Consider the following 14,339-nt stretch of genomic DNA (forward strand, 5'->3'; position numbering starts at 1 on the left):
GCGATGATCTGCTCTTCCGTAAACCGCTTTCTCTTCATCAGTCCGTCCTTCAATCGAGGCCGGACTCTAATCTCAGATGGAGGAAATTACCCGTGGCAGGTCAATGGATATCCACCCTGTCGCAGTCATCATCGCGCGGGTCACCTATCTTCTGGCACTGGCGCCGGTGCTGAACCAGCGCTCTGGATCCCTGTCGATTCCCGTCTACCTCGGCGATGCCCTGCAACTGTCAATCAGCCGCATGCTAACCGACAAAGAGTTGACAATACGCGTTCCGCCGCCGGCAGCTGGCGACGGTCAAAGCGGTGAGCCCAATGGCAGTGGAGGCGAAAAACTCGATTTCCCTGAAGTGTTCTGTCGTGACCCGGCGTTGTTCGACAAAGCAATCGAGAGGATGCGCTCCGGTTCAGAGCAGAATATGACACGCCCGCAGGTCGAGCAGGCGCTGGCCCGGATTACCGAGCAGCATTACGCGGCAATTCCGACCGCCGGGGCGTTTCGCCAAGAAGGCCTAACAGAAGAGCAGAAACGCGGCATCGAAGATCTTGGCAAGACCTATTTGGTCTTCGACCGGTTGCGCCGCGAAGGACGTGACACTGTGTGGGCCTACGTGGCGCGCAATCTTTCACGCCCACTCTTCTTGTCGGCATCTGGCGGTTGGGCCAACGTTATAGTCGGTAATCCACCTTGGGTCGCTTTCAGACATATGAGCGCCGACCTGCAGGTGCGTTTTCGCGATCTCTCGAAAAGCGAGCGAGTTTTCGTCGGTGGCAAACTATCAACCCAGAACGATCTCTGCGCACTCTTCACGGTCCGCGCCGCATCGCTCTATCTGCGTTCCGGCGGCAAGCTGGCCTTCGTGTTACCGCTGGCGGCACTGACGCGGGGCCAATTTGAGAAATTTCGCTCCGGCATTTTTGAAAGCGTCAGGTTACGGTTCGATGAGACCTGGACAATGGACGATAGGGTGCAGCCACTGTTTCCGGTGCCGTCCTGCGTGATTTTTGCGACCAAGCGCCGCGTGGGTCAGCAGATGACGGAGAAAATCGTTCGTCGCGCGTATTCGGGCTCGCTGCCATATAGAGATGCGCCGGAAGATATCGCCGATGCAAGGCTCACCGTTGACGAAATGCCCGGTGATCTGACCGAGGCCACCTTTACTGGCGGCTCGGTCTATCGCAAGCAATTTCGGCAGGGTGCCACTCTAGTGCCACGCTTTCTCTGCTTCGTCGAAAGAAGGAATCTCGGCGCGCTCGGCGCCGACCCCAATGCGCCCTATGTCGTCAGCCGGCGTTCCACGCAAGAAAAGCCGCCTTGGAAGAGCCTGCCGGGGCTCGAGGGACGCGTGGAGAAGGAGTTCTTGAGACCGGTTCTGCTTGGTGAAAGCATTCTGCCATATCGCGTCTGGAGGCCCTTCGAGGGCGTGATCCCAGTGACGGCTAAAGGCGAGATGCTCTCTTCCGACACCGCACTTAATCGGGGATACCAAGGGATTGCTGAGTGGATGCGAGAAGCGGAGGCCACTTGGAAGGCCAATGCGTCCGAAAGCAACTCGCTATCGCTCAAACAACGCTGGGACTATCATGGGGAACTATCGTCGCAATTTCCGGTTGCCCCGATGCGAATTGTTTATGCAGCCTCTGGGACAAATCCCGCTGCCTGCATACCATAGAAGCTGCAATAGAGCATAAACTGTATTGGACTGCGATCCGTGACCGCGACGAAGGCGGCTACCTAATGGCGCTTATCAATTCAGAGACCGTGCGCGGTCGAATTGAGGCGATGCAATCCAAAGGCCAGTGGGGAGCGCGTGATTTTGACAAGGTGGTATTCAATCTGCCGATCCCGCGTTTCGATCCGGCCATTAGGCTTCACACCGAACTGGCCGGCGCCGCAGCCAAAGCTGAAGAGATCGTCGCCTCTGTCGACATCGCCGAAACTGCCGGCTTCCAGCGCGCCCGAGGGATGATACGCGATACATTGAAAGAGGCCGGCGTGGCGCAGAAGATCGACGCGCTTGTAGCGCAGTTGTTGGATGGAAGCTGAGCGGATGCCCGGCAGAAATCAACTCGACCTTTTTGGCGCCGAAGAACAGTCCGACCTGTTCGACGAAGATGCGCCTACGGTTTATTATCACGGCGATCCGGATCGGGTGCGTGCGCGATTGCACAGGCTTATCGCGGAGGCGCGCAGTGCGGAAACGCTGCCTTGGGATCAGGATAGCGTCCGGCTCTACCGCAAGATCGTGCCACAGATGGTGCTTTGGCTGCCTGAGGAAGAGGCTGCGCAGTTGAAGTTCGAGTTCGAAGCCGAGATGGAGCGGCTTAAGGCGGCATGAATCAGCTTTCGCTTTTCGAGCCCGAACATGCCGTCACTGCGCCTCGCGCTCCTAACGTCGCCTATATCCGCAAGCACCTCAACCGACTGCTTCAGCTTGCCCGCAAGGCTGAGCGGCTGCCATGGAGCGGAGCCGAGGCAGCTAGCTGGGAGAAACTGTTTCCGGAGCTGACGCTGTTGCTTCCGCGGGAAGAAGGCGAGGCTTTGCGGGCTGCTTTTGCGTCGGAGTTGGAACGGCTTAAGGCCTAGGCCGGCGGGACAGCGCCCCCCTCTGGCCTGCCGGCCATCTCCCCCTCAGGTGGGGAGATTGGCTACTCGCAAACGCCGGCTCTGCCCCTCATCCGCCCCTTCGGGCACCTTCTCCCCGTGAACGGGGCGAAGGAAGTGGGCGCTTTACGCAAACGCGCCATGACAATGCTTATACTTCTTGCCCGACCCGCACGGGCAGGCTTCGTTGCGGCCGACCTTGCCCCAGGTGGCCGGGTTCTTCGGGTCGCGGTCTTCGGGGGCGACGATGGCATTGGTCTCCTGGCGGACCAGCACGGCCGTCTCGCCGCCTTCGAAATCGTCTTCGCCGGTGCTGCCGTCGATATGGCTGCCGAACATGTCGGGGGCCTCGGGCGGCGGCGCGTCGGCCGCCTGGCGGACCAGTTCGACGCGCATCAATTGCGCGGTGACGGCCTGGCGCAGATTGCCCAGCATCGCCTGGAACAGCTCGAACGCTTCGCCCTTGTACTCCTGCAGCGGATCGCGCTGGGCATAGCCGCGGAAGCCGACGACCGAGCGCAGATGGTCGAGATTGACGATGTGCTCGCGCCACAGATGGTCGAGCGTCTGCAGCACCACGGAGCGCTCGACGTAGGTCATCACGTCGGGGCCGAAGCGCTCGGCGCGCTCCTTGGCGGCGGCCTCGGCGGCCTGGCTGATGCGCTCGCGGATGTCGTCCTCGGCAATGCCTTCTTCCTTGACCCAGTCCTCGACCGGCAGATCGAGATTGAGGAACTCGGCGATCTCGGCCTTGAGACCGGCGACGTTCCACTGCTCGGCATAGGCGTTTTCGGGGATGTTCTTGGCGACGATCTCCTCGATGACGCCTTCGCGCATCTCGGTGATGGTCTCCGACAGGCCTTCGCCGTCCATCAGCTCGATGCGCTGTTCGAACACCACCTTGCGCTGGTCGTTGGAGACGTCGTCATATTTCAACAGGTTCTTGCGGATGTCGAAGTTGCGCGCCTCGACCTTCTTCTGCGCCTTCTCCAGCGCCTTGTTGATCCACGGGTGGATGATCGCCTCGTCTTCCTTGAGGCCGAGCTTTTGCAGCATGCCGTCCATGCGCTCGGAACCGAAGATGCGCATCAGGTCGTCCTGCAGCGACAGGAAGAATTTCGAGCGGCCAGGATCGCCCTGGCGGCCTGAGCGGCCGCGCAACTGGTTGTCGATGCGGCGCGATTCATGGCGCTCGGTGGCGAGCACGTAAAGACCGCCGGCGGCGAGCGCCTTTTCCTTCAGCCGGGCGATGTCGTCGCGGATTTCCTTTTCCCTGGCCTCGCGCTCGGGGCCGGCCGGCATGTCGCCAAGCTCCTCGGCGATGCGCATGTCGGCATTGCCGCCGAGCTGGATGTCGGTGCCGCGGCCGGCCATGTTGGTGGCGATGGTGATGGCACCGGGCTTGCCGGCCTGGGCAACGATCGCCGCCTCGCGCTCGTGGTGGCGGGCGTTCAGCACCTCGAAATCCTTGAAACCTTCCTTGCGCAGGCGTTCGGCCAGCTGTTCGGACTTTTCGATCGAGGTGGTGCCGACCAGCGTCGGCTGGCCCTTGGCGCGGGCTTCCTTGATCTCCTTGACGATCGCCTTGTATTTCTCCTCGACCGTCCGGTAGACCTCGTCGTCTTCGTCAAGGCGGATGACCGGCAGGTTGGTCGGGATCTCGGTGACGTCGAGATTGTAGATGTTGGCGAATTCCTCGGCCTCGGTCAGCGCCGTGCCGGTCATGCCGGCGAGCTTCTTGTAGAGGCGGAAATAGTTCTGGAAGGTGACCGAGGCGAGCGTCTGGTTCTCCGGCTGGATCGCCACATGCTCCTTGGCTTCGAGCGCCTGGTGCAGGCCCTCCGAATAGCGGCGGCCGGGCATCATGCGGCCGGTGAACTCGTCGATGATGACGATCTCGCCGTTGCGCACGATGTAGTCCTTGTCCCGCTGGAACAGCCGGTGCGCCTTCAGCGCGTTGTTGACGTGGTGGACGATGGCGACGTTCTCGACATCGTAGAGCGACTCGCCCTTGAGCAGGCCGGCATCGCGCAGCATGTTCTCCAGCTTCTCGGTGCCTTCCTCGGTGAAGATCGAGGTCTTCTGCTTCTCGTCGATCTCGTAGTCCTGCGGCTGCAGCTGGATGATGAAGGTGTCGATGGTGTTGTACATTTCCGAGCGGTCCTCGAGCGGACCGGAAATGATAAGCGGCGTGCGGGCCTCGTCGACCAGGATGGAATCGACCTCGTCGACGATCGCGTAGCTGTGACCACGCTGCACCATCTGGGCGCGCTCGTATTTCATGTTGTCGCGCAGATAGTCGAAGCCGAGCTCGTTGTTGGTGGCGTAGGTGACGTCGGCGGCGTAGGCGACGCGGCGCTCCTCGTCGGACAGGCCATGGACGATGACGCCGACCTTAAGGCCGAGGAATTTGTAGACGCGGCCCATCCATTCGGAGTCGCGCGTGGCCAGGTAATCGTTGACGGTGACGACATGGACGCCATTGCCGGCGAGCGCGTTGAGGTAGACCGGCAGCGTCGCCACCAGCGTCTTGCCTTCGCCGGTGCGCATCTCGGCAATGCCGCCATTGTGCAGCACCATGCCGCCGATCAGCTGTACGTCGAACGGCCGCATGCCGAGCACGCGGCGGGCGGCCTCGCGCACGGTAGCGAAGGCCGGCACCAGGAGGTCGTCCAGGCTGGCGCCATTGGCAATGTCCTGGCGGAATTTGTCGGTGCGGGCCTGAAGCTCGGCGTCGGAGAGCGCCCGCATCTCGTTTTCCATGGCATTGATCGCCTCGACGCGAGGCCGGGTCGATTTGACCCGACGATCGTTGGAGGAGCCGAAAACCTTACGGGCGAGACCGCCGAGACTGACCATCCAATGGCCCTTTCGATAGCATTCCAAGTCATTGCGATGGGCGCCGGCCGGCCCCATCAACTCCGCGTGAACGCGGGCAAACGCAAAAAGCGCCCGGAAAACGGTTCTGGACGCAAAGTCGTTGGACAGATAAGAGGGGGCTCATTCGATGTCAACGCCGCGCTCGCCGTGTCGACCGCGCCAAATTCCGCCACAATCCTGCTGGTCTGGAAGCCATTCCGCTCTAGCTACCCCGCTTTGGAGATAATCGTAATGTCCTTGTTGTTCCGCCGTGCGTCGCTCGCCAGCCTTGGTCTGGCATTCGGGCTGTCGGCCCTTTCGCTGTCGCCGCTGATGGCGCAGGAAGCCGCCCCTGCCCAGCCGGCAGCACCCGCTCCGGCCAAGCCGGTCGATCCGAACGCCGTGGTCGCCACCATCAACGGCCAGACGCTGACCGAGGCAGACCTTGGGCTTGCCGAGGGCGAGCTGTCGCAGCAGTTCGCGCAGCTTCCGCCCGAGCAGCGCCGCGCCGCGGCGCTTTCGGCGGCGATCGAAATCCGCGTCATGGCGGCTCAGGCGGTGACCACCGGCCTCGACAAGGATCCCGACTTCCAGCGCCGCATGGCCTTCCTGCAGCAGCGCGCGCTGCATGGCGAAATGGTCGAGAAGGGCGTCGTCAACAAGGTTACCGATGCCGAGGTCCGCGCCCGCTACGACCAGGAAATTGCCAACACGCCGCCTAGCAATGAGGTGCACGCCCGTCACATCCTCGTGAAGACGAAGGAAGAGGCCGACGCCATCATCAAGCAGCTCGACGGCGGCGCCGACTTCCAGAAACTCGCCAACGAGCACACCAGCGATCCGAGCGGCAAGACCAGCGGCGGCGATCTCGGCTGGTTCGGGCCTGGCCAGATGGTGCCGGAGTTCGACAAGGCGGTGTTTGCGCTGGCGGTCGGCAAATACACCGAGCAGCCGGTGCAGTCGCAGTTCGGCTGGCACGTCATCAAGGTCGAGGACAAGCGCACCAAGCAGCCGCCGGCCTTCGACCAGGTCAAGGACCAGGCGCGCCAGGCGGTCATCCGCGACAAGTATTTCGCGCTGGTCAAGTCGCTGCGCGCCAACGCCAAGGTCGACATCCCCGATGCCAACCTGAAGAAGACGGTCGACGCGCTGGAAAGCGCCAAATAGGCCAGATTGAGCTACGACAGGGCGCGCTGCCGCCCTGTCGCTTCTATTTGGTAGGGCGAGCGATGATGCGTCGACGCCGCCGCCGGACCGCCGTGGCGTCGCCGGCGCCGTCAACGACTATGCCTTTCAAGATATAACGTACCGCCCTGCGTAAGATCGCTTCGTCCTCGTCCAGGCGATCTGTCAGAAGGTGCGTCCAGGCAAACGAGGCGATCAAGTCGGCGACGACAGTGGCATCGACATCGGCTGCCACCTCTCCCCTTGCCTTGGCGCGTTCGACCATCTGGCCGGTATGGACGCGACGCCCTCTTGCGTATTCGGCGAGGGCGGCGGCCGCTTTTTCGTCCGACTGCGCCTCGGCGATCAGCGATCTGAACACGCTGCCCGACGATGTGTCGCGCCAGTGCGCGAACAAGCTCTTCAGAAAGCCGACGAGATCCTGCTCAAGGTTCCCGGTATCGGGATTGTCGACGCGCTTTTGCCGCTGATAAACATCGAGCAGCAGGACGGCCTTGCTTGGCCACCAGCGATAGATCGTCGGTTTTCCCGCGCGCGCCCGCCGCGCCACCGCCTCGATGGAGAAGCCGGAATAACCGGCTTCGACCAGTACCGCTTCGGCGGCATCGAGAATGGCGTCGGCGCTTTCGGGGCTGCGCCGTGCGCCGGCTGACTTGCGCCCAGGATCGGTGGTTTCGCCCATCTCTTCTTCCTTACCCGCGATTTCAGCAGCCATCATATACAACTCTTGACGAAACGAAACGATCCGTTTTATATGTAACGGAACGTTCCGTAACGATATGGAGAACAACAATGACTCCGACCGCCGCCACCCGCTTTTCGCGCCTGCGCTTCGCCCTGCTGGTGCTGCTCGGCGTCTATCCGCTGATCACTGCCATTTTGTACGTGGTTTTCCGCTGACGCAGGAATGGCAAATCTGGCAACGTACGCTGGTCATCACGCCGCTGATGGTCTCGATCATGATCTGGGGACTGATTCCGGGCGTGCAGCGGGCGTTTCGCGGGTTCATCAACCCAACGGTGCGGTGATGTTCATTCCAGCGCTTGCGACGTTTCCGACACAACGCGCCACGCTCCGTCAGTCATAACGAGCTCAAGCGTTACCCGCGCCTTGCCGGTCAGGCGCTGCGCCGATTTGTCTTTCGGTACATAATCGTAGCTCATGGCGAAAACCACGTCGGCGCGGTCCTTGCCGTGCGGCGTCACCTCGAGGCTGCCGGGCTCGAGATCGAACGACCACGACGCCCATTGCGCGAACCAGTCGGCCTTGACCTTGACGATGGCCTCGCTGTCGTAACGCGTGCCGTAGATGGTGGCCGACGAACCGTAAAGCCGCTTGACCGTTTCGCGCATTCTCCTGGCATCAGGCGCCAGATAGTTTTCGCGCAGGAATTTTTCGATGGCACCCTTGTCGCCGACGGAGCGCTCAAGCGCCGCCACCTGCGACGCGGGAGCCGGGCTGACGGCCGGTTTCGGTTGCTGGGCAGTGTCTCCGCCCGGAACGAATTCGAAACGCTCGAGCAGCGATCCCTGCTCCCACGGACGCTGCGCCTCGCGCGTTGCGGAAACGACGTCGCGGCGCACCGCGATCATCATGTCGTTGATGCTCTGTCCGGGCTCGGCCATATGCCGCAAAAGTGCCGCGGCAAAGGGCGAGTTGCGCCCCGTCCCGTCCATTGCGACGGCGCCGGGTGCCGTCGAGAAGGCGATGAACGAGCCGCGTGTCGACTCGAACTGGGCAAGGCCGGCGAGGGCCGTCGCCGAGCGCGTCGTGGCGCTGCGGCTGAGACTTCGGGCAAACGGGTTGTTGCGGCAGGCATCGAGGAAGACCAGGCTGACCTTGGTCTGCTGCTCCATGATGTCGAGAACCTCGTCGATCGGCACCGCCTCGAGCTGGAGCTTGACCGGCATGTCCAGCCGGGCGTCGACCGGCACGATGAAGTTGCGCCCGTCGACCTGCAGGCCGTGGCCGGCATAGTAGAACAGCCCGGCACCGGCACCTTGCAGCGCATCGGAGAATTCGCCGATCTTGCGTTCGAGTTCGCGCTTGCCGAGATCGTTGCCTTCGATCACCTCGAAACCGATGGCGCGCAGCTTGTCGGCGATGTCGAGCGCATCGTTGACGGGATTGGCCAGCGTGCCGGCTTCGGCGTAGCTGCCGTTGCCTACCACAAGCGCTACGCGCCGCGCCGTCTGCGCATCCGCGCGCAGCAGCAGAAAGCCCAGAAACGCCAGTGCCAAGACCACAAGCCTGCCCATCGGGCAGGATCATAGCGCTATCGGCCGCAGCGACGCCAACAAATTTGCAACAGTCTTGCTTGCGGCCGGGGCAGGTGTCAGGCTTCCGGCACCCACAACGGCTGTGAAAACGCCTTGCGCCGGCGCGCGCTATCGGGCAAACCGGCGTTCCTTTCGCGATTTTTCCCGCCCGGGGTCTTCCATGTCCACAGAGGTTTCGCCGCTCGCGCCGAAGAAATATCCCAAGATGCCGGTGATCGAGGGCGTGCGCATCGCCACCGCCGAGGCCGGCATAAAATACAAGAACCGCACCGACTTGCTGGCCATGGTGTTCGACGCCGGCACCACCGTCGCCGGCGTCTTCACCAAATCAAAGTGCCCGTCGGCGCCCGTCGATTTCTGCCGGCAGAACCTCCTGGCCGGCAAGGCACGTGTGCTGGTCGTCAATTCCGGCAATGCCAATGCCTTTACCGGCCAGAAGGGCCGGGCCTCGACGGCACTCACGGGCGAGGTGGCAGCGAAAGCAGCCGGCTGCACAGCAGGCGAGGTGTTCCTGGCCTCGACCGGCGTCATCGGCGAACCGCTCGACACCGGCAAGTTCAGCCATCTGCTGGCCGGGCTGGTCAAGGACGGCAAGCCGGAATTGTGGACCGAAGCCGCCAAGGCGATCATGACCACCGACACCTATCCCAAACTGGCGACCGCGACGGTCAAGCTCGGCGATGCCGACGTCACCATCAACGGTATCGCCAAGGGCGCCGGGATGATCGCGCCCGACATGGCGACGATGCTTTCCTTCATCGCCACCGATGCGCCGATCGCAGCACCCGTGCTGCAGGATCTCTTGTCGCGCGGCACGTCCAAGACCTTCAACGCGGTTACCGTCGACAGCGACACCTCGACCAGCGACACGCTGCTGATGTTCGCCACGGGTGCTGCCGCCAGGCGCGGCGCGCCGGCAATTTCCGACCCCAAGGATGCGCGCCTCGGCGCCTTCCGCCGTGCCCTCGGCAAGGTGCTGAAATCGCTGGCGCTGCAGGTGGTACGCGACGGCGAGGGCGCCCGCAAGCAGGTCGAGGTCACCGTCACCGGGGCCAAATCGGCCCGCTCGGCCAAGCGCATCGCGCTGTCGATCGCCAATTCGCCGCTGGTCAAGACGGCAGTCGCCGGCGAGGACGCCAATTGGGGCCGCGTCGTCATGGCCGTCGGCAAGGCCGGCGAACCGGCCGACCGCGACCTTCTGTCGATCTGGTTCGGCGACAACCGCCTGGCGTATCAGGGCGAGCGCGACGCCGCCTATTCCGAAGCGGCGACTTCGGCGTATATGAAGCGCGACGAGATCCGCATCCGCGCCGATATCGGCATCGGCCGCGGCAAGGCGACGGTGTGGACCTGTGACCTCACCAAGGAATATGTCGCCATCAATGGCGACTATCGGAGCTGATGGCGTTGGCTTCCAGACATCCGGCAAGCGTGTTGGCGATCGTGCGCCGCTACGAGGCGGCCGGCTTTCGTGCCTGGCCGGCGGCCGCCGTCCATTATGATGGTACCTGGGTGGTGCGGCTGACGGCCGGCCACCCGGCCAAGCGGCTGAATTCGGTCAATCCGCTCGATCCGGGCGACATCCAGCACATTGCCGAGCGCATCGGCCGCGCCAGCCGCCGCTTCGACGCCTATGGCAGGCCGCTGACCTTTCGCATCTCGCCGCTGTCGGGGCCGGATCTGTCAAAGTACCTCGACAGCGAGGGCTGGAGCACATTCGCGGAGTCGCTCGTCATGCGGCTGCCGTTGGCGGACGCCGCGCTCGAAGATGCCATGGACCAGATTCCGTTGAAGGACATCAGCCGTTTCATCGGTGCCGCGCTCAAGGTGAGCGGCTCGCATGTGTCGCTGCGGCCGGGCCTGTCGGAGATCATCGGCGCCATCCAGCCGGAGGCGGGGCTGTTTGCGCTGGAGGCCGGCAGCGAGCCGCTGGCAACGTTGATCTGCGTGCATGACGGCGACCTTGCCGGGCTGTTCGAGATCGCCACCGACAGATCGGTGCGCAACCAGGGCCATGGCCGCCACCTCATCCGGTCGGCGTTGAAATGGGCGCGGCTGCGCGGGGCGCGGGAAGCCTGGCTGCAGGTCGAGGCGGACAACGCGCCGGCGCTGGCGCTTTACCGTTCGCTCGGATTCGACGAAGTCTATCGCTATCACTATCGCCGGCCACAAGGCGCATGAGCGGCTCAAACACGGCCGGCAAGCGCCTGCTCCTGGTCGCGGCCTGCGCGCTCGTCGATGCCGACGGGCGCGTGCTGTTGGCGCAGCGGCCCGAAGGCAAGCAACTCGCCGGCCTGTGGGAGTTTCCGGGCGGCAAGGTCGAGCCCGGTGAGACGCCGGAACAATGCCTGATCCGCGAATTGTACGAGGAGATCGGCATCGAGACCGACATCCCTTGCCTGGCGCCACTCACCTTTGCCAGCCATTCCTACGATGATTTTCACCTGCTGATGCCGCTGTTCGTCTGCCGTCGCTTTCGTGGCATTGCCCAGCCGAAGGAAGGCCAGGTGCTGAAATGGGTGCGGCCGCGCCAGATGCGCGATTTTCCAATGCCGCCGGCCGATGCCCCGCTGATCCAGTTCCTCATCGATCTGCTGTAACGGCCGACCTCCCGTAAACCGGGCAGCTCCGCAACGCGATATCGGCAGCGTTAATGAAAGATTTATCTGGCCGTGAAAAATTGACGCAAGGCGGTTACGCCGATTTCACCGCTGGGGAGCGATTTGCATGAGCTTCGACAAGGACTGGGACTCGCCTTGGCCCGACCGCCTTCCTGGCGCCGCAAATGCCGGCATGGGAATACTGCGCATCACCCTTTTGTTCGGCTCGGCCGCGGTGGCTCTGGCGTTGATCGCGACGCCCTACCTCGACAGCCGGACCCGCTCGCAGTTTGCCCGCGACGGCCTTGATACGATGAGCACCGGCTCGATCGGCCAGCGCGACAGCTATACGCTGCGCAAGAGCGTGCTGCAGCCGCTGCCCGGTTCGGTCTGCGTTATACGGGTCGATGGCAGAAGCAGCGGCGACTGCTGACGTCCTCAACAGATCTCTACAATGCAGCTGTTTCACTGCCCGTTAAGCCTGTCGCGTTAACCTTTCTTAACGGGTCGGCGCTAGGTTCGGGCAAGAGGGATGGGCGCCCATGAAAATCTTGCTGCAACGATTTTTAGAAGACGAGAGGGGTGCGACGGCTATCGAATATGGTTTGATCGTTGCCGTGCTGTCGCTTGCCATTGTCGCTGGCGTCGGCCGGGCTGCCGGTGCGATTCAGTGGCTGTTCAGCGACAACAGCAGCAAGCTTGCCAACGCTTTTGCGCAGTGACCCGCTTGGTTCTTGCGTGGGTACGCTTAGCTTTTTGCGCAAGGATCCGGTCAGGAGCCGCCGGGGTTTTCCAGGATCGTCTTCAGCGATATTTTTGCGGAGCCCGGCTTCAGCGGTTTTTGCTGAGAGGCATCGGGCGCCCAGCCTGACATCCAGACCACCGAGAAACTCGCCCTGACGCGGCCATCGGCATCCGAAAACCGCTCGGCATAGATTTCGGCGGCGCGCGCGAACAATGCTCGCGTGCCCGGCCGCCTAGTGCGGTCGACAAGAGCGCTGGTCTCGCCCATGGCGCGCAGGTCGGCGACCAGGCCAAACAGGGAATCATAGCGCACCGTGATCGTCTCGACGTCGGCAACCGGCAGTGCCAGGCCGGCGCGCTGCAGCAGCGCGCCGGCGTCGCGGACGTCGGTGAACGGGATCACACGCGGGCTGGCGCCGCCATAGAGCTCGGTCTCGGCGGCAAGCAGGCTTTCGCGCAGCTCGGAAAGCGTGCCTGTGCCGGCGAAGGCGCCGAGGAAAAGCCCGTCCGGCTTCAGCGCCCGGCGGATCTGCACCAGCATGCCGGGAATGTCGTTCATCGCCTGCAGCGACAGCAGCGAGACTGCGAGGTCGAGGCTCTCCGGTTCGAATGGCACGGTTTCCAACGGCGCCACCACTCCTGGCTGGCCGCCCAGGAAAGCGGCGTCGGCCTCGACGCGCACGTTTTCCGTAACCTTGCCGCTTTCAGCGAGCACCTCTGCTGCTGCCGGCGTCTGGCAAAACAATGAGGCCGCCTTGCCGAACCTGCGTTCGACAGCGCCGAGCCGGTCGGCAAGATCCTCGGCCGCCCGCCGCATGAGGAAATCCGCCCCGGCGATGGGGCGGGCCAGAGTCCGGCGCTTGCGCGCCAGCCAGAGCGAGGTGTCGATTACAGGCTGCAATGGGCAGGTCCTTGTGCTTCGCTCTCTGATATAGTGATGCGGAGGACCAATCACGTGGCCGATCCGATGCCAGAGATCAAGCGTATTGCGATCAAGAGCATTGCCCGAAAGGCAGTGGGCTGGCCGGCGCGCCTCTTGTTCCCGCCGGTCTGCGCCGGCTGCCGCCGCCATGTCTCGCAGCCCGGGGTGTTGTGCGGCGCCTGCTGGCCGAAACTCAGGCTGCTGGAACGGCCATGGTGCCCGGTGATGGGCACGCCGTTCACCCACAATATGGGTGAGGGGTTCCTGTCGGCAGAGGCGATAGCCGACCCGCCGCCGTTCGAGCGCGCGCGGGCGGCGGTCGCCTATTCCGGCGTTGCCCGCCAGATGGTGCAAGGGCTGAAATACCAGGATCGGACCGATCTGGCGCCGTGGATGGCGCGCTGGATGCTTCGCGCCGGTGCCGAGCTCATCGCCGAGGCCGAGGTGGTCGTGCCGGTGCCGCTGCACTGGCGGCGCTTCTTCAGGCGGCAGTTCAACCAGTCGGCGGAACTGGCGCGGGCGGTGGCGCAGCTCGGCGGGCGGCCTTTCGCGCCATCAGCCATCAAGCGCGTCAAACTCACGCGCCAGCAGGTCGGGCTGGAGCGGCGGGAACGCGAGGAAAATGTTCGCGCCGCATTCAAAGTGCCTGATGAGGCGGAGATCGAAATCGCCGGCCGTCGGGTGCTGTTGATCGACGATGTCTACACCACCGGCGCCACCGTCCGCGCGGTCGCCAGGGCATTGAAGAAGGGCGGTGCCGGCGCAGTCGACGTACTGACCTTCGCGCGTGTGCTGCCGGGGGACTTTCGGGCCGACGAATCGGCGCCTATATAGCCTAGATGACAGCGGAACGAGGCAGGGTTGCTGACCGATGGTCGATGTGACGATCTACACGCGGATGATGTGCGGCTATTGCACCGCGGCCAAGCGGCTGCTCGAGAGGAAGGGCGTCGCCTATACCGAGCATGACGCCTCCTTCTCGCCGGAACTGCGCCAGGAAATGATCTCCCGGGCCCATGGCCGTTCCACCTTTCCGCAGATATTCATCGGCGACACGCATGTCGGCGGCTCCGACGATCTCCACGAATTGGAGGCGGAAGGACGGCTGGACAGATTGCTCGCCAACGGCTCGACCAGATAAGGACA

Annotated in this window: 17 protein-coding genes; 13 read left to right on the forward strand and 4 right to left on the reverse strand. The window is 63.5% G+C overall.

What is annotated here, in order from left to right; translation table 11 throughout:
* The first annotated feature begins 76 nt into the window (after positions 1 to 76).
* The 4 genes from NKH23_RS04545 to NKH23_RS04560 all read left to right on the forward strand — a co-directional run bounded on the left by NKH23_RS04545 (position 77) and on the right by NKH23_RS04560 (position 2,586).
* Complete coding sequence (locus tag NKH23_RS04545; RefSeq protein ID WP_352978170.1) at positions 77 to 1,672, forward strand: Eco57I restriction-modification methylase domain-containing protein; 1,596 nt, start codon at positions 77 to 79, stop codon at positions 1,670 to 1,672.
* Between the two features lie 65 nt (positions 1,673 to 1,737).
* The gene (locus tag NKH23_RS04550; RefSeq protein WP_353034266.1) at positions 1,738 to 2,046 is read left to right on the forward strand and encodes a hypothetical protein; all 309 of its coding nucleotides are present in this window, start codon (positions 1,738 to 1,740) and stop codon (positions 2,044 to 2,046) included.
* Between the two features lie 4 nt (positions 2,047 to 2,050).
* On the forward strand, positions 2,051 to 2,338 hold the full coding sequence (locus tag NKH23_RS04555) for a hypothetical protein (RefSeq protein WP_352910426.1): 288 nt from the start codon (positions 2,051 to 2,053) through the stop codon (positions 2,336 to 2,338).
* Positions 2,335 to 2,586, forward strand: coding sequence for a hypothetical protein (locus tag NKH23_RS04560; RefSeq protein WP_352910428.1), 252 nt, complete (start codon positions 2,335 to 2,337; stop codon positions 2,584 to 2,586). Before NKH23_RS04555 ends, NKH23_RS04560 begins: the two co-directional genes overlap by 4 nt.
* A gap of 144 nt (positions 2,587 to 2,730) precedes the next feature.
* On the opposite strand, the gene secA is transcribed toward NKH23_RS04560, so the two are convergent.
* Complete coding sequence (gene secA / locus NKH23_RS04565) at positions 2,731 to 5,463, reverse strand: preprotein translocase subunit SecA (protein WP_352910430.1); 2,733 nt, start codon at positions 5,461 to 5,463, stop codon at positions 2,731 to 2,733.
* A gap of 252 nt (positions 5,464 to 5,715) precedes the next feature.
* On the opposite strand from secA, the gene NKH23_RS04570 reads away from it, so the two are divergent.
* Positions 5,716 to 6,630: a peptidylprolyl isomerase gene (locus NKH23_RS04570; protein ID WP_352910432.1), complete on the forward strand. Its 915-nt coding sequence runs from the start codon at positions 5,716 to 5,718 to the stop codon at positions 6,628 to 6,630.
* A gap of 43 nt (positions 6,631 to 6,673) precedes the next feature.
* On the opposite strand, the gene NKH23_RS04575 is transcribed toward NKH23_RS04570, so the two are convergent.
* Complete coding sequence (locus NKH23_RS04575) at positions 6,674 to 7,330, reverse strand: TetR/AcrR family transcriptional regulator (protein WP_352910790.1); 657 nt, start codon at positions 7,328 to 7,330, stop codon at positions 6,674 to 6,676.
* Positions 7,331 to 7,595: 265 nt separating this feature from the next.
* Here NKH23_RS04575 and NKH23_RS34535 point away from each other — a divergent pair, with 265 nt between their 5' ends.
* A complete protein-coding gene (locus NKH23_RS34535; protein ID WP_502912331.1) occupies positions 7,596 to 7,676 on the forward strand; it encodes a hypothetical protein in 81 nt (26 codons plus the stop codon).
* Between the two features lie 3 nt (positions 7,677 to 7,679).
* On the opposite strand, the gene NKH23_RS04580 is transcribed toward NKH23_RS34535, so the two are convergent.
* On the reverse strand, positions 7,680 to 8,906 hold the full coding sequence (locus NKH23_RS04580) for a caspase family protein (protein ID WP_352910434.1): 1,227 nt from the start codon (positions 8,904 to 8,906) through the stop codon (positions 7,680 to 7,682).
* A 181-nt stretch (positions 8,907 to 9,087) separates the two neighbouring features.
* Here NKH23_RS04580 and argJ point away from each other — a divergent pair, with 181 nt between their 5' ends.
* The 5 genes from argJ (at position 9,088) to NKH23_RS04605 (ending at position 12,249) form a co-directional block, all read left to right on the forward strand.
* Positions 9,088 to 10,329 carry a bifunctional glutamate N-acetyltransferase/amino-acid acetyltransferase ArgJ gene (gene argJ, locus NKH23_RS04585; protein WP_352978174.1) on the forward strand — a complete coding sequence of 414 codons (1,242 nt, stop codon included), beginning with the start codon at positions 9,088 to 9,090 and terminating at the stop codon, positions 10,327 to 10,329.
* Positions 10,329 to 11,108, forward strand: coding sequence for a GNAT family N-acetyltransferase (locus NKH23_RS04590; protein ID WP_352467596.1), 780 nt, complete (start codon positions 10,329 to 10,331; stop codon positions 11,106 to 11,108). The genes argJ and NKH23_RS04590 overlap by 1 nt, the downstream gene beginning before the upstream one ends.
* On the forward strand, positions 11,105 to 11,527 hold the full coding sequence (locus tag NKH23_RS04595; RefSeq protein WP_352910442.1) for a (deoxy)nucleoside triphosphate pyrophosphohydrolase: 423 nt from the start codon (positions 11,105 to 11,107) through the stop codon (positions 11,525 to 11,527). Before NKH23_RS04590 ends, NKH23_RS04595 begins: the two co-directional genes overlap by 4 nt.
* A gap of 127 nt (positions 11,528 to 11,654) precedes the next feature.
* Positions 11,655 to 11,960: a hypothetical protein gene (locus NKH23_RS04600; protein WP_352910445.1), complete on the forward strand. Its 306-nt coding sequence runs from the start codon at positions 11,655 to 11,657 to the stop codon at positions 11,958 to 11,960.
* A 109-nt stretch (positions 11,961 to 12,069) separates the two neighbouring features.
* Complete coding sequence (locus tag NKH23_RS04605; RefSeq protein WP_352910447.1) at positions 12,070 to 12,249, forward strand: Flp family type IVb pilin; 180 nt, start codon at positions 12,070 to 12,072, stop codon at positions 12,247 to 12,249.
* Positions 12,250 to 12,299: 50 nt separating this feature from the next.
* On the opposite strand, the gene NKH23_RS04610 is transcribed toward NKH23_RS04605, so the two are convergent.
* On the reverse strand, positions 12,300 to 13,172 hold the full coding sequence (locus NKH23_RS04610; RefSeq protein WP_353034271.1) for a methyltransferase domain-containing protein: 873 nt from the start codon (positions 13,170 to 13,172) through the stop codon (positions 12,300 to 12,302).
* A 54-nt stretch (positions 13,173 to 13,226) separates the two neighbouring features.
* Between NKH23_RS04610 and NKH23_RS04615 the strand changes: the two genes are divergently transcribed.
* Positions 13,227 to 14,027, forward strand: coding sequence for a ComF family protein (locus NKH23_RS04615; protein WP_352910451.1), 801 nt, complete (start codon positions 13,227 to 13,229; stop codon positions 14,025 to 14,027).
* Between the two features lie 37 nt (positions 14,028 to 14,064).
* Positions 14,065 to 14,334: a glutaredoxin 3 gene (gene grxC, locus NKH23_RS04620; RefSeq protein WP_352910454.1), complete on the forward strand. Its 270-nt coding sequence runs from the start codon at positions 14,065 to 14,067 to the stop codon at positions 14,332 to 14,334.
* Positions 14,335 to 14,339: the final 5 nt, after the last annotated feature.

The sequence above is a fragment of the Mesorhizobium sp. M1328 genome (assembly GCF_040318075.1).
In the GTDB taxonomy this organism is placed as follows: domain Bacteria; phylum Pseudomonadota; class Alphaproteobacteria; order Rhizobiales; family Rhizobiaceae; genus Mesorhizobium.

Excerpts from the sequence above, each read along its gene's own strand:
- NKH23_RS04595 (WP_352910442.1), top strand. The coding sequence starts at position 11,105 with ATGAGCGGCTCAAACACGGCCGGCAAGCGCCTGCTCCTGGTCGCGGCC.
- NKH23_RS04605 (WP_352910447.1), top strand. The coding sequence starts at position 12,070 with ATGAAAATCTTGCTGCAACGATTTTTAGAAGACGAGAGGGGTGCGACG.
- NKH23_RS04570 (WP_352910432.1), top strand. The coding sequence starts at position 5,716 with ATGTCCTTGTTGTTCCGCCGTGCGTCGCTCGCCAGCCTTGGTCTGGCA.
- NKH23_RS04580 (WP_352910434.1), bottom strand. The coding sequence starts at position 8,906 with ATGGGCAGGCTTGTGGTCTTGGCACTGGCGTTTCTGGGCTTTCTGCTG.
- NKH23_RS04590 (WP_352467596.1), top strand. The coding sequence starts at position 10,329 with ATGGCGTTGGCTTCCAGACATCCGGCAAGCGTGTTGGCGATCGTGCGC.
- grxC (WP_352910454.1), top strand. The coding sequence starts at position 14,065 with ATGGTCGATGTGACGATCTACACGCGGATGATGTGCGGCTATTGCACC.
- NKH23_RS04600 (WP_352910445.1), top strand. The coding sequence starts at position 11,655 with ATGAGCTTCGACAAGGACTGGGACTCGCCTTGGCCCGACCGCCTTCCT.
- NKH23_RS04575 (WP_352910790.1), bottom strand. The coding sequence starts at position 7,330 with ATGGGCGAAACCACCGATCCTGGGCGCAAGTCAGCCGGCGCACGGCGC.
- secA (WP_352910430.1), bottom strand. The coding sequence starts at position 5,463 with ATGGTCAGTCTCGGCGGTCTCGCCCGTAAGGTTTTCGGCTCCTCCAAC.
- argJ (WP_352978174.1), top strand. The coding sequence starts at position 9,088 with ATGTCCACAGAGGTTTCGCCGCTCGCGCCGAAGAAATATCCCAAGATG.
- NKH23_RS04555 (WP_352910426.1), top strand. The coding sequence starts at position 2,051 with ATGCCCGGCAGAAATCAACTCGACCTTTTTGGCGCCGAAGAACAGTCC.
- NKH23_RS34535 (WP_502912331.1), top strand. The coding sequence starts at position 7,596 with ATGGTCTCGATCATGATCTGGGGACTGATTCCGGGCGTGCAGCGGGCG.
- NKH23_RS04545 (WP_352978170.1), top strand. The coding sequence starts at position 77 with ATGGAGGAAATTACCCGTGGCAGGTCAATGGATATCCACCCTGTCGCA.
- NKH23_RS04560 (WP_352910428.1), top strand. The coding sequence starts at position 2,335 with ATGAATCAGCTTTCGCTTTTCGAGCCCGAACATGCCGTCACTGCGCCT.
- NKH23_RS04550 (WP_353034266.1), top strand. The coding sequence starts at position 1,738 with ATGGCGCTTATCAATTCAGAGACCGTGCGCGGTCGAATTGAGGCGATG.